Raw genomic sequence first — 13,528 nt, forward strand, 5'->3', positions numbered from 1 at the left:
GTCCACCATGGCCGGGTGACCGGTGACGTACGAGTCGGGACGTCGGGCTGGGTCTACCCGCCCTGGCGCGGTGAGTTCTACCCGAAGGGGTTGGCGCGGAAGCGGGAGTTGGAGTACCTGTCCCGCCGGGTCAACTCGGTCGAGATCAACGGCTCGTTCTACGCCCTCCAGCGCCCAACCAGCTTCCAGCGCTGGCACGACGACACCCCGGACGACTTCGTCTTCGCCGTCAAGGCGCCCCGCTTCGTCACCCACATGAAGCGCCTGCGCGACATCGACTCGCCCCTGGCCAACTTCTTCGCCTCGGGCCTCCTCGCACTCGGGCCGAAGCTGGGCCCGGTCCTGTGGCAGCTGCCGGAGAACTTCACGTACGAACCCCGGGTCCTCGCCGACTTCTTCGACCGGCTACCCCGGACCACCGCGGCCGCGGCGGCGCTCGCGGGTGACCACGACGAGCGCCTCGAAGGTCGCGCGTGGACGAAAACCGACGCGGATCGGCCGGTGCGGCACGCGATGGAGGTCCGCAACCCGGCCTTCGCGGTCCCGGAGTTCGTGGACCTGCTGCGGGAGAAGGAGGTCGCACTGGTCGTCGCGGACACCGCGGGGAAGTGGCCCCACCTCGACGACGTCACGGCCGACTTCGTCTACCTCCGCCTGCACGGCGACAAGGAGCTCTACGCGAGCGGCTACGCACCCGACGCGCTCGACGCCTGGGCGACGAAGATCCGCACCTGGCGGTCGGGGAAGAACGTGCGTTCGGAGCACGTCGTCGGCAAACCCGCTCCCTACCGCAAGACCGGCCGCGACGTTTACGCCTACTTCGACAACGACATGAAGGTCAAGGCGCCCGGCGACGCCATCGGGCTGATGGGTCGCCTCTAGCGGGCCCGGGTGGATCGCCTCGGCAGGCGACCCACCCGGTTCACCTCACGCCGTCGGGACCGAGGCGACCCCGGAGGCCAGGAACGGCTTGCCGTTGACCCGTTCCGAGATGCCCTCGCGGTCCAGGTACGGGGTCACGCCGCCCAGCCAGAACGGCCAGCCCGCGCCGAGGATCATGCACAGGTCGATGTCCTGGGCCTCCGCCACGACGCCTTCGTCCAACATGATCCGGATCTCCTGGGCCACGGCCGCCAGCACCCGTTCGCGGACCGCGTCCGCGGTCAGCACCGAGGGGCCGAACTCCCACAGGGCCGCGACTTCCGGGTCCACCGACTGGTTCCCGGCCGCGTCCCACGTCCACACCGCCGACTTCCCGGCTGCCACGAACCGCCGCATGTTGTCGCTGACGGTGAAGCGGTCCGGGTAGGCGTTGTGCATGGTCGTCGCGACGTGCAGCGCGACCGGTGGGCCCACCAGTTGCAGCAGCACCAACGGGCTCATCGGCAGGCCCAGCGGGTCGGTCGCGTGGTCGGCCACCTCGAACGGAGTGCCCTCGTCGATCGCCTGGACGACCTCGCCCATGAACCGGGTCAGCAGTCGGTTGACGACGAACGCGGGCGCGTCCTTCACCAGCACACAGGACTTCCGCAGCGCCTTGCCCACCGCGAAGGCGGTCGCCAGGGTCGGGTCGTCGGTCTTCTCCGCGCGCACGATCTCCAGCAGCGGCATCACCGCGACCGGGTTGAAGAAGTGGAAGCCCACGACCCGCTCCGGGTGGCGCAGGCCCGCAGCCATCGCGGTGATCGACAGGGACGAGGTGTTCGTCGCCAGCACGCACTCCGCGCTGACGTGCGCCTCCACCTCCTCGAACACCTTCTGCTTGACGACCAGTTCCTCGAACACCGCCTCGATCACGAAGTCCGCGTCCGCGAACGCCGCCTTGTCCAGCGACCCGGTCACCAGCGCCTTGAGCCGGTTGACGCCGTCCGCCGACAGGCGCCCCTTGGCGGCCAGCTTGTCGATCTCGTCGTGCACGTACCGCACGCCCTTGTCGACGCGTTCCTGGTCGACGTCGGTCAGCACCACCGGCACCTTCAGCTGGCGCGCGAACAGCAGCGCCATCTGGCTCGCCATCAGGCCCGCGCCGACGATGCCGACCTTGTTCACCGGCCGCGCCAGCGACTTGTCCGGCGCCCCGGCGGGCCGCTTGGCGCGCTTCTGCACCAGGTTGAACGAGTACAGCCCGGCCCGCAGCTCGTCGGACATCAGCACGTCCGCGAGCGCCTCGGTCTCCGCCGCGTACCCGGCGTCGAGGTCTCCGGAACGGGCCAGTTCCAGCAATTCCACCGCCTTGAGCGCCCCCGGCGACGCGCCCTTCGTCCGCCCCTCGACGATCCCCCGCGCCCGCGCCACCGCCGCGTCCCACCCGGCACCCCGGTCGATCTCGGGCCGGTTCACCGCGGTCTTGCCGTTGATGACGTCCGCGGCCCACTGCGACGACCGCTCGAGGAAGTCCGCCGAGCCCAGCAGCACGTCCGTGATACCCAGGTCCGCGGCCTGCTTCGGCTTCAGCATCCGGTTCTGGCTCAGCGCGTTCTCGATGATCACCGTCACCGCCGCGTCCGGCCCGATCAGGTTCGGCAGCAGCTGCGTGCCGCCCCAGCCCGGGAACAGCCCCAGGAACACCTCGGGGAACGCGATGGCGGCGGTGTTGTCCGACAGCGTCCGGTAGTGGCACGACAGCGCCAGCTCCAGACCGCCGCCCATCACCGCCCCGTTGACGAAGGCGAAGGTCGGCACCCGGGACTCGGTGAGCCGCCGGAACACCTCGTGCCCACTGCGCGCGATGTCCAAAGCGGACTCACGCGTCGCCACCTGCTCCACACCGGACAGGTCGGCGCCGACGGCGAACACGAACGGCTTGCCGGTCACCGCGATCGCGCTCGGGTCGGCGGCGAACGCCTCGTCCAGCGCGGCGTTGAGGCTCACCAGGCTCTGCGGACCGAACGTCGACGGGCGCGTGTGGTCGTGCCCGTTGTCGATGGTGATCAGCGCGACCGGCTTCGGCAGCCCCGGCTGGCGCACCAGCCGCGTGGTCGCCTTCGTGACGACCTCGTCCGGGAACGCCTCCGCGGCCTGTTCCTGCGTCAGCATCAGTTCCCGCTCCCGTCCCAGATGGGGTTCTCCCAGATCACGGTGCCACCCATGCCGATCCCGACGCACATGGTGGTCAGGCCGTAGCGCACGTCCGGGCGCTCGGCGAACTGGCGCGACAGCTGGGTCATCAGCCGCACGCCGGACGCGGCCAGCGGGTGGCCGCAGGCGATCGCCCCGCCCCACTGGTTCACCCGCGGATCGTCGTCGTCGAGCCCGAAGTGGTCGAGGAACGCCAGCACCTGCACCGCGAACGCCTCGTTGATCTCGAACAGCCCGATGTCCGAAATGGACAGCCCGGCCCGGGAGAGCGCCTTCTCCGTGGCGGGCACCGGTCCCACACCCATGACCTCCGGCTCCACACCGGCGAACGAGTAGCCCACGAGCCGCATCCCGACCGGCAGGCCCAGCTCGCGCGCGGTCCGCTCCTCGGCCAGCACGCACGCCGTCGCGCCGTCGTTGAGCCCGGCCGCGTTGCCCGCGGTGACCCGGCCGTGCGGGCGGAACGGCGTCTTCAGCCCCGCCAGCGCCTCGACCGTGGTCCCCGGCCGCGGCGGCTCGTCCTCGGTGGCCAGGCCCCAGCCCAGCTCGGCGGACCGGGTCGCCACCGGCACCAGCTCGGGCCCGATCTTGCCCGCCTTCACCGCGTCGGCGAACTTCTCCTGGCTGCGCGCGGCGTAGGCGTCGCAGCGCTGCTTGGTCAGGTGCGGGAAGCGGTCGTGCACGTTCTCCGCGGTCTGACCCATGATCAGGGCGGTCGGGTCGACGAGCTTGTCCGCGATGATCCGCGGGTTCGGGTCGACGCCCTCGCCCATCGGGTGGCGGCCCATGTGCTCGACGCCGCCCGCGATCACCACGTCGTAGGCGCCGAACGCGATTCCGCTCGCGGTGGTGGTCACGGCGGTCATCGCGCCCGCGCACATCCGGTCGACGGCGAACCCGGGCACCGACTTGGGCAGCCCGGCCAGCAGTGCGGCGGTGCGGCCGATGGTCAGGCCCTGGTCGCCGATCTGCGTGGTCGCGGCGACGGCCACCTCGTCGACCCGCTCCGGCGGCAGGCCGGGGTGCCGGCGCAGCAGCTCGCGGATGACCTTCACGACCAGGTCGTCCGCCCGGGTCTCGGCGTAGACGCCCTTGGGTCCCGCCTTCCCGAACGGTGTCCGCGCCCCGTCGACGAACACGACGTCGCGGACGACTCGGGAGGCGGACGCGGCGGATGGGGCCACGGTGGTGCTCCTCGGTGTCGGATCCTGGGCTACCGTCCGGTAACCCCTGCCCACTCTAGCCCTTGTTACCGCCGGGTAACCACTGCGGCGCGCCTCACCCGGCGACCACCGGCAGATCCGCCGCGAACCGCCGCCCGGCCACGTGCTCCAGGTGCGGCACCAGCCGCACGCCGTGCTCGCCCGCCTCGGTCCGCGCCACCACGGCCTCGGCGGGCTCGCTGCCGAGGTTGGCGACCAGGTGCGGCAGGTCGGCGGGCATGTAGACCATCTGCCCCGCGATGGCGTCGATCATGTGCTCGACGTTGTGCCCGTAGTAGGTCCGAATGCGACCCCGGGTCACGTACAGCGCCGACTCGTGGTCCTGAAGGCGCACCGGACCCCGGCCGCGCGCGGGCACGGAGACCACGTACATCCCCAGCCCCCGGGCGCCGACGGTGTCCCGGCAGATCCCCTGCTCGCCCGGCGTGATCACCCGGACCGTCGGCGCGTCCGGGGTGTTGCGGGCGCGCGGGATGGTCGCGGCGGCGAGCACGGGGTCGCGCTTGGTCGTGCCGGTCCGGTAGCAGTCCCAGTCCGCCAGCCGCGTCGCCAGGTCCCCGCAGTACGCCTGCTCGACCTCCAGGTGCGTGCCCTGGCCCGCCGACCCGTACGACCAGCCCAGCGCGCGCACGGTGTCGGTGTCCAGGCACGGCGCGGCGTCGAGGAAGTCCGCGACCCGCTGCGGCAGCGGCGGCATCAGGTCGTCCGGCACCCCGACGGCGTGCAGGCAGGCCCGCTCGGCGTGCCCGGTGTCCGCGCGGAAGGTGACGCCGATGCAGAAGTCCGCGGGCACCACCTTGCGCATGGCCTTGAGCGTCGTGACGCTCGGCGTCGGCAGCGCGATCCCGCCGAGCACCTGGGCGCAGCGCTGCGCCGTGAGCGGACCCCGGGCCCGGAAGTACGCGGTGATGGTGTCGTCGCGGTGGTCGACGGCGGCGAACCGTGCGTGCGTCAGGCCTGCGGCGACCAGCCCGGCCAGGTTCGCCCGCACCGCGGCGGGCGCGGCGTCGAACACCGCCTCGGCCGGTCGCGTCCCGCCGAAGTAGACCCACGTCCTGGCCAGGCCGCCGATGCCGTCGAAATCGCACGACTGCACCGCGTCCGGGTCGAACTGCGCGTCCCACACCTGCACCAGCCGGGTCAGCGCCGTCTCGACGATGAGCCCGCGGCGCAGCGCGGTGTCCACCGTGTCGGCGTGCAGGCGGGCCAGGAAGCGGTAGCCCAGGTGGTCGCCGGGGCGGCTGGTGGTCTTCCACAGCACCGCCCCCGTGTGGAAGTGGTGCTCGAACGCGCACAGGACCCGGCGCGCCGTGTCCTCGTCCCACGGGGCCTCCACGACCGCCGCCAAGTGGGCGCCGTCGGTGAGGAAGCGGGCGGCGTCGAAGTTGTTGGTGGTCATGCTCGGCTCCAGGGTTCTGCAACTGGGGCCGGTGGGGTCGCGGACGCCAAGAGCACCGTAACCGCGCCCGCCGATGATCGGTACGCGAAGACGCGATCAACCCCGGTCGGTGAGCCCGACGAACTCCGCCATCCGCCCGACCGCGTAGCCGAAGAACTCGTCGGCCGGGTCCGCGCTGCCCACGAGCTGGCCGAACAGCTCGAAGCTGATCATCCCGAACAGCTGGGTCCAGGCCAGCAGGATCCGCGCCAGGGCGCCGGGGGGCAGGTCGTCCGGCAGCACCGCCCGGACGGCCTCGGACTGCGCGTGCACGACCGGGGGCAGTTCGCTGTCGGGCACCCCGGCCTCGGCCGCGATGCCGATCAGCACCAGCGCGACCCGGGCCGCGGGCGCGACGGTGTCCTGCGGCGCCCGGTAGCCGGGCACGGGGGAGCCGTAGATCAGCTCGTACTCGTACCGGTTCGCCAGCGCCCAGCCGCGCACCGCCGCGCACGCCGAGTGCCAGCGGGCCAGCGGCGTCGGGCCGTCGTCGGCCTGCTCCGCCGCGGCGCCGAGCGCGTTGTACGCGTCGATGATCAGCGCGGTGAGCAGGTCGTCGCGGCTGGGGTAGTACCGGTAGAGCGCCGAGGACACCATGCCGAGGCTGCGGGCCACCGCGCGCAGCGACAGCCTGCCCGCGCCGCCGTCCGCCAGCTGCCTGCGGGCCTCGTCCTTGATCTCCCGAGTCAGTTCCGTGCGCGCCCGGTCCCGCGCGGTTCGCCCAGCACTCATGGTCACGAGTCTGGCACAGGTCGGAGCGGTGCACAAAGATGAGAGCAGTGCTCTTGACAAGGAACGCCGATCCGCGTTGACTGGGATCATCCGAGAGCACCGCTCTCGCTTTCGAAGGAGTCCCCGCCATGAGCACCCAGGCCCACTACAAGCGCCCCGGCCGCGTCGAGGTCAACACCTTCCACCGCCTCGTGCGGTTCCTCGTCCGGCACGGCGTCAGCCTGTGGGGCGCGCGCGTGCTCTCGGTGCGGGGGCGCAAGAGCGGAGAGCTGCGGTCCAACCCGGTCAACCTGCTGACCCTCGACGGCGCCGAGTACCTGGTCGCGCCGCGCGGGCACACCGAGTGGGTGCGCAACCTCCGCGTCGCGGGCGAGGGCGAGCTGCGCGTCGGCAAGCGCGTGGACCGCTTCACGGCCGTGGAACTCCCGGACGCCGACAAGGTCCCCGTCCTGCGCGCCTACCTCAAGCGCTGGGGCTGGGAGGTCGGCATGTTCTTCGACGGCCTCGACGCCAAGTCGCCCGACGAGGAGCTGCTGGCCGCCGCCGCCAAGTTCCCGGTGTTCCGCGTGGCGCTGACCTGACCGTCGGATTGTTCAACAGCCGGGCACGACCGCGATCGCCGACTCCGCGCCTCGATCAGGCGCTCGCCTTGAGCGCCTCGCTCACCGCGTCGACGGTCAACCCGATCTGCCACTGCCGGGCCCCGCCCGCGCGCAGCGCCTCGGCGACCGAGTCGGTGTCCAGGTCGGCCGGGGGCTGCCAGCAGGTGCGGCGCAGCAGGTCCGGCTGCAACAGGTTCTCCACCGGCAGCCGGTTGTCCTCGGCGATCTTGTTCAGCGCCGTGCGGGCCGCCGCGAGCCGGGCCGCGGCCTCGGGGTCCTTGTCCGCCCAGCGGTTGGCCGGGGGCGGTCCGTCCGCGGGCGGCGACGGGTCCGGCAGCTCCGACTTCGGCAGCTGCGCGGCCGCGCGCAGCGCCCGCATCCACGTGCCCGCCAGCCTGCGCTGCGCCCGGCCCTTGAACACCGGCAGCTGCAGCAGCGCCTGTTCGTCGCCCGGGTTCACCGAGGCCGCCTGGATGATCGCGCTGTCGGGCAGCACCCGGCCGGGGGCGATGTCGCGCTCGCGGGCCATCGCGTCCCGCGCCTCCCACAGCGCCCGGATCGAGGCCAGCCCGCGCGGCGTCCGCACGCTGTGGATGCCGGAGGTGCGCCGCCACGGCTCCTTGCGCGGGGGCGGCGGCCCGGCGGTGCGCAGCGCCTCGAACTCCTCCAGCGCCCACTCCAGCTTGCCCTGCTCGCGCAGCTCGGCCTCCAGCGCGTCGCGCAGCTGGATCAGCAGCTCGACGTCGAGTGCGGCGTAGTTGAGCCAGTCGACCGGCAGCGGCCTGCGCGACCAGTCCGCCGCGCCGTGGCCCTTCTCCAGCCGGTACCCCAGCAGCAGCTCGACCAGTGTGCCCAGCGCGACCCGCTCGAACCCGGCCAGCCGACCGGCGAGCTCGGTGTCGAACAGCCGGGCCGGGCGCAGGCCCAGGTCGGCGAGGCAGGGGAGGTCCTGGGAGGCCGCGTGCAGCACCCACTCGCCGGTGCCCAGCGCCTCGACCAGGGGTTGCACCCGGTCGTCCACGGCGACCGGGTCGACCAGGAAGGTGCCCGCGCCCTGGCGGCGGACCTGGACCAGGTACGCCCGTTGGGAGTAGCGGTAACCGGACGCCCGTTCGGTGTCCACGGCTATCGGCCCGTGCCCGCCCGCGATCCGCTCTGCCGCCCGCGCCAGCGCGTCCAAGTCGACCACGACGTCGGGGGTGCCCTCCGCGGGCTCGGTGAGCAGCACCGGGGCCGGGGGGTCGGTTGCGGCGGGTCCTGAGCCGGGGATGGTCACGGCCGATGACCCTACGGCACAACCGGTGACAAACGTCGGAGATCAGCAGCAGTCGTGTGGCTGGGCCATGCCCAGCCCAGCCACACGACTGCTGTTGTCCTACCGGATGACGCCCGCCCGCATGGCCAGCGCCACCATCTGTGCCCGGTCGCCGGTGCCCAACTTCCGGCCGATCCGCGAGAGGTGCGACTTCACCGTCAGCGCCGAGAGGTTCAGCGCCTCGCCGATCTCCTTGTTGGACTGCCCGTCCGCGACCAGTTGCAGCACCTCGACCTCGCGCGCCGAGAGCTCGCGCGGGGTGTTGTCGGTGCCGGGGACCCGCGTGCCCGTGGCGAGGACCGGCGCGACGCTCGGGTCGGCGTAGACGCCACCCTCGAGCACCCGGCGGACCCCGTCGGTCACGACCACCGGCGATGCGGACTTCAGCAGGTAGGCCTGGGCCCCTGCCTGGAAGGCCGATCGAACGGCGTACGGGTCGTCGGACGAAGCCAGTACGACGATGCGCGGCCAGTTGTGGCTGCGCAGCTCCGTGACCAGCTCGATCCCGCTACCGTCCGGCAACCCGAGGTCCAGGATCGCGAGGTCGCACGGGCCGGTGGCCTGTGCTCGCGCCCTTGCCTCGGCCACCGTGGCGGCCTCGTGCACTGTGCCCGCGCCCATCTGCGTGAGCCGAGCGGCTATCGCCTCCCTCAACAGTGGGTGGTCGTCGACCACCAGCACTGAGAACAGCTCCTCCCGCGGGTGCGGGACCATGTTCGCCGGCAAGGCGCCGGCTGGCGTGGTTCGAACGGCCTGACCTAAGCCGACGGCAGCCACGTCACTACCTCCCTGGAGTCGGTCGTTGCCCCCCGACCGGCACTGGGACTTTCGACCAAACAGCCGCGCCGCCGTTGGACCGAAAGTGGTGTCGACGAAGGCAGCCTAGCCGCCCAAGCGGGTTAGCGGGACGATCAATCGGGTAAGTATCCGATCGGGTTGTGACTGAGGGGCGTTAGGGTCACACGTTTGGGTGAGTCCCTAGTCGGTGACGTAACGCGTCGCCCCCACCACGCGATGAAATGGAGTCACGGGTAGTGCACACGGCCGCATCGGAGCGGGCTCGACTGCTCCTCTCGCGCACCCCCCTCATCGACGGTCACAACGACCTCCCCTGGGCGCTGCGCCTCCGACCCGGCGACGACCCGGCCACGATCGACGCCGCGGGCCTGGTCGCGGGCACCGACCTCACCACCGAGCAGGACGGCCTGCACACCGACCTCGCCCGGCTGCGCCGCGGCCACGTCGGCGGCCAGTTCTGGTCGGTCTACGTGCCCTGTTCCCTGGTCGGCCACGCGGCCGTCACCGCCGTGGTCGAGCAGGTCGAGCTGGTGCACGCGCTGATCGCCCGGTACCCGGACCACCTGCGCCTGGCCACCACCGCCGACCAGGTCGAATCCGCCTTCGCCGACGGCCGGGTGGCCTCCCTGCTCGGGGCCGAGGGCGGGCACAGCATCGCCGGGTCGCTGGGCGTCCTGCAGGCCCTGCACCGCCTCGGGGTCCGGTACATGACCCTCACGCACAACGACAACACGCCGTGGGCCGACTCGGCCACCGACCAGCCCGGAGTGGGCGGGTTGTCCGATTTCGGCAGGCAGGTGGTCGCCGAGATGAACCGCCTGGGCATGCTCGTGGACCTGTCCCACGTGGCGGACACGACGATGCGCGCCGCGCTCGACACCACCACCGCGCCCGTGCTGTTCACCCACTCCTCGTGCCGGACGATCACGGATCACGCTCGGAACGTGCCCGATGACGTGCTCGAACGCCTTCCCGGGAACGGCGGCGTGCTGATGGTGACCTTCGTGCCGCGGTTCGTCTCGTCCGCCATCGCGGCCTGGGACCAGCGGATGGCCGAGGCCATGGCCGCCGCCGGGCGCAAGCACGCCGACCTGGCCGACCGGGAAGACTTCTTCGCCACCTGGGACGGCCGCCACGACCAGCCGACGGCCACGTTGTCCGACGTCATCGCCCATCTGGAGCACGCCCGCGAAGTCGTGGGAATCGACCACATCGGCATCGGCGGCGACTACGACGGCTGCGCCGAACTCCCCACCGGGTTGGCGGACGTCAGCGGATATCCGACGCTTTTCGGCGCGCTCCTCGACCGCGGTTGGAGCGAGGACGACTGCGCGAAGGTTGCTGGGCGTAACGTCCTCCGGGTCATGCGTTGCGCCGAAGAGGTGGCGCGCGCCGCCCGATAACTGGCAAAAGGTAATTTCTCCCCGCCGTCCGTTATCCGGACACGGGGCCGGTCGGGGGACCGACGCGTCGTGGACCCATCGGCGCAACCCCCGTCCGCCACCTCCCAACTGGCAACCGGTAACCCGTTTAGCGGTTCGCGCCATGGCTAGCGTCACGCTGACGCCCGTGCGCGCGCACGGGCTCCGCTCTGGGAGGAGACGGGTTTTGAGCGTGACAGCCAGACGTGTCCCGACGTGGCGGGTCGCCGCCGCCGTCGGGCTCAGCGGGGCCGTGGTCATCGGTCTCAGCGCCGCGACGGGCACCCCGGCGGGTGCCGCCGACAACATCCTGCGCAGCGACGACTCCGTCGCCCGCTCCTGCTTCGAGAAGCTGCTGCCCGCGGGCACCCGCGGCACGGACCGCCGCGAGGTCACCGCGGGCGTCGACGGCCTCGTCCAGGCCCGCCTCGCCCCGCAGGGCGCGGGTGTCGGCGACTGGGACATCGCGGTGTTCGACAAGAAGACCGGTGGCGTGGTCGCCGCCTCCGCCGCGCTGCGCAGCGCGGAACTGGCCGAGAGCTTCGTGACCAAGGGCCAGCAGCTGGTGGTGCAGGGCTGCCGCTACGCCGGTTCCGCCCGCTCCGCGCGCCTCGGTGTGGACTTCCTGGCCATCAACGCCCAGGGCGGCTCCACCAAGCCCGCCCAGCTGGTGCGCGTGGAGACGCCCACCCGCCAGCAGAAGGACCGGCTGCTCACCCTCGACCTCGACGTCACCGAGAAGGCCGACGCCACCGGTGTCGAGGTCATCCTCTCCTCCGACGAGGACCGCAAGGTCCTGGCCGAGAGCGGGTTGCGCTCCACCGTCGTGCGGCCGGACCTGTCCGCCGACTCCGCCGCCAACGCTCGCCGGGACGCCGCGTTCACCGCGCGCACGCCCAGGTCCGCGCTGCCGTCGGGCCGGTCGAGCTACCGGCACCTCTACGACTACGACTACGAGGTCAAGGAACTGGCCCGCCGCAACCCGGGGCTGGTCCGCGCGATCACGCTGCCCAACGCGACCTGGGAGGGCCGCGAGGTCAGCGGCCTGGAGATCGCGACCGACGTGGACAACCTGGCCGACGGCAAGGCGGTCAACGTCACCATGGGCGTGCACCACGCCCGCGAGTGGCCCTCGGCGGAGCACGCCATGGAGTGGGCCTACGAGCTGGTCAACGGCTACCGCGCGGGCGGCGAACTCCGTTCGCTGGTCGGCAAGACGCGCAACATCATCGTCCCGGTGGTCAACGTCGACGGCTTCTCGATCTCCCGCGAGGCCGAGCCCAAGGGCGACTTCACCCGCTTCGACTACGAGATGAAGCGGAAGAACTGCAACGTCAACGACTCGCCCGCGGAGTTCCGCACCGGCGTGTGCAAGGCGAACCCGGGTGGCCGCAGCCGCGGCACCGACCCGAACCGCAACTACGCGGGCTTCTGGGGCGGCGCGGGCGCCGGTCTCGGGTGGAGCAGCGACACCTTCCGCGGCTCGGCGCCGTTCTCGGAGCCGGAGACCCGCAACATCCGCGACCTGGTGTCCAACCGCCAGGTGACCAACCTGGTCACCCTGCACACGTACTCGAACCTGGTGCTGCGCGTCCCGGGCGTCGCGGACGTCCGCCCGCCGCTGGACGAGCCGGTGTACAAGGCCCTCGGCGACAAGATGGCCTCCCGCAACGGTTACACGAGCCAGCCCGCGTGGATGCTGTACGACACCACGGGGTCCACTGAGGACTGGTCGTACTTCGCCACGGGCGGCTACGGCTTCACCTTCGAGATCGGCGCCAACGAGTTCCACCCGCCGTACGAGACCGGCGTGATCGCGGAGTACGCGGGCCTGGCCCCGGCGCCCGGCGCGGGCAAGGGCGGCAACCGGCAGGCGTTCATCGACATGCTGAGCAACGCGGCGGACCCGGCGGCGCACTCGACGCTGATCGGCTCGGCGCCGAAGGGCTACCAGCTGCAGCTGCGGAAGTCCTTCCAGACCCCCACTTCCCCCGTCCTCAACCCCGACGGCTCGACCGGTCTGCCGATCTACGTGGCGGACACGCTGACGTCGAACCTGTCGTCGACCGGTGGTCGGTTCAGCTGGGCGGTCAACCCGTCCACCCGCCCGTACGTCGCGGGCCGCTACGGCCGCGACCCGAAGGGCCCGGCCCAGGCGGGCGTCGTGCTGCCGAACCCGCCGGGGGTGCCGCCGGTCAACACCAACTTCCCGGCCGACACCACGGCGGAGCGCATCCCGTTCCACGTGGACGGTCTGCCCAAGGTGGACAACGGGAAGCTGACCGTCTCGATCAGCTGGGCCGACGCCGCGACCGACTGGGACCTGTACATCTTCGACGCCAAGGGCAACGTCGTGACGTCCTCGGCGAGCGGCGGCACCAACCAGGAGCGGGCCGTGCTGTTCGACCCGCCCGCCGGTGACTACACGGCGGCGGTCGTCAACTTCTCGCAGGCGGGCCCGACCACGGACGACTGGGGCAGCCTGAAGGTCGACTTCGCCTCCCCGCTGCCGACCACGTACGGCCCCAAGGAGCCCTACCAGCTCACCTGCACCGACAAGAAGGGCAGGCTCGTCGGCCTGGCCGACGTCTACGCCGACCGCGGCCAAACCGTCGACGTCGGCGACGTCTGCCAGCGCTCGGCCCGCCAGACCAAGGAGCGCGGCAGGCGCTGACCGCCTGACCGGCCACCCTTGACCCACTGAAGAAGCCGCAGGGCCACCCGGCCCTGCGGCTTCTTCCATCCGCTGGCTCTGTTTGTTCGCCTACCCGCGAGGCCCGCTCTTCTTCTTTCCCGCTACCCCGCGATCCGCCCGCCCACGCAATCCGCTCTTTTCTCGGCCACCCCAGAATCCGCCGCTGAATCCCAGCCCCCACCCCAACGCAACGCGCCCCCGCTATACGCCTTGACTGGGTGGATTT

General features: G+C 71.9%; 10 protein-coding genes. 4 read left to right on the forward strand and 6 right to left on the reverse strand.

The genetic code is table 11. The annotated features are described in order from the left end of the window. The first annotated feature begins 15 nt into the window (after positions 1–15). The gene (locus CLV40_RS26665; RefSeq protein WP_104481742.1) at positions 16–882 is read left to right on the forward strand and encodes a DUF72 domain-containing protein; all 867 of its coding nucleotides are present in this window, start codon (positions 16–18) and stop codon (positions 880–882) included. Between the two features lie 45 nt (positions 883–927). On the opposite strand, the gene CLV40_RS26670 is transcribed toward CLV40_RS26665, so the two are convergent. From CLV40_RS26670 to CLV40_RS26685, 4 genes are all read right to left on the reverse strand, one after another. Continuing rightward, complete coding sequence (locus CLV40_RS26670; protein ID WP_104481743.1) at positions 928–3,036, reverse strand: 3-hydroxyacyl-CoA dehydrogenase NAD-binding domain-containing protein; 2,109 nt, start codon at positions 3,034–3,036, stop codon at positions 928–930. Further along, positions 3,036–4,262, reverse strand: a complete 1,227-nt coding sequence (locus CLV40_RS26675) for a thiolase family protein (RefSeq protein WP_104481744.1) — start codon at positions 4,260–4,262, stop codon at positions 3,036–3,038. The genes CLV40_RS26670 and CLV40_RS26675 overlap by 1 nt, the downstream gene beginning before the upstream one ends. 94 nt (positions 4,263–4,356) lie before the next feature. Continuing rightward, positions 4,357–5,700, reverse strand: a complete 1,344-nt coding sequence (locus CLV40_RS26680; RefSeq protein WP_104481745.1) for an aromatic prenyltransferase — start codon at positions 5,698–5,700, stop codon at positions 4,357–4,359. Positions 5,701–5,796: 96 nt separating this feature from the next. After that, complete coding sequence (locus tag CLV40_RS26685; protein WP_104481746.1) at positions 5,797–6,471, reverse strand: TetR/AcrR family transcriptional regulator; 675 nt, start codon at positions 6,469–6,471, stop codon at positions 5,797–5,799. Positions 6,472–6,599: 128 nt separating this feature from the next. Here CLV40_RS26685 and CLV40_RS26690 point away from each other — a divergent pair, with 128 nt between their 5' ends. Beyond that, positions 6,600–7,052 carry a nitroreductase family deazaflavin-dependent oxidoreductase gene (locus CLV40_RS26690; protein ID WP_104481747.1) on the forward strand — a complete coding sequence of 151 codons (453 nt, stop codon included), beginning with the start codon at positions 6,600–6,602 and terminating at the stop codon, positions 7,050–7,052. 55 nt (positions 7,053–7,107) lie between these two features. On the opposite strand, the gene CLV40_RS26695 is transcribed toward CLV40_RS26690, so the two are convergent. Both CLV40_RS26695 and CLV40_RS26700 read right to left on the reverse strand, forming a co-directional pair. Continuing rightward, complete coding sequence (locus CLV40_RS26695; protein WP_245931588.1) at positions 7,108–8,349, reverse strand: ribonuclease D; 1,242 nt, start codon at positions 8,347–8,349, stop codon at positions 7,108–7,110. 99 nt (positions 8,350–8,448) lie between these two features. Beyond that, positions 8,449–9,165, reverse strand: a complete 717-nt coding sequence (locus CLV40_RS26700; protein ID WP_104481749.1) for a response regulator transcription factor — start codon at positions 9,163–9,165, stop codon at positions 8,449–8,451. 257 nt (positions 9,166–9,422) lie between these two features. Here CLV40_RS26700 and CLV40_RS26705 point away from each other — a divergent pair, with 257 nt between their 5' ends. Together CLV40_RS26705 and CLV40_RS26710 are read left to right on the forward strand one after the other, a co-directional pair. Further along, positions 9,423–10,589, forward strand: coding sequence for a dipeptidase (locus CLV40_RS26705; protein ID WP_104481750.1), 1,167 nt, complete (start codon positions 9,423–9,425; stop codon positions 10,587–10,589). A gap of 211 nt (positions 10,590–10,800) precedes the next feature. Then, positions 10,801–13,281 carry a M14 family zinc carboxypeptidase gene (locus CLV40_RS26710; protein ID WP_374065107.1) on the forward strand — a complete coding sequence of 827 codons (2,481 nt, stop codon included), beginning with the start codon at positions 10,801–10,803 and terminating at the stop codon, positions 13,279–13,281. Positions 13,282–13,528: the final 247 nt, after the last annotated feature.

This window comes from Actinokineospora auranticolor (assembly GCF_002934265.1).
Classification (GTDB): Bacteria; Actinomycetota; Actinomycetes; order Mycobacteriales; family Pseudonocardiaceae; genus Actinokineospora; species Actinokineospora auranticolor.

Excerpts from the sequence above, each read along its gene's own strand:
- CLV40_RS26690 (WP_104481747.1), top strand. The coding sequence starts at position 6,600 with ATGAGCACCCAGGCCCACTACAAGCGCCCCGGCCGCGTCGAGGTCAAC.
- CLV40_RS26680 (WP_104481745.1), bottom strand. The coding sequence starts at position 5,700 with ATGACCACCAACAACTTCGACGCCGCCCGCTTCCTCACCGACGGCGCC.
- CLV40_RS26670 (WP_104481743.1), bottom strand. The coding sequence starts at position 3,036 with ATGCTGACGCAGGAACAGGCCGCGGAGGCGTTCCCGGACGAGGTCGTC.
- CLV40_RS26685 (WP_104481746.1), bottom strand. The coding sequence starts at position 6,471 with ATGAGTGCTGGGCGAACCGCGCGGGACCGGGCGCGCACGGAACTGACT.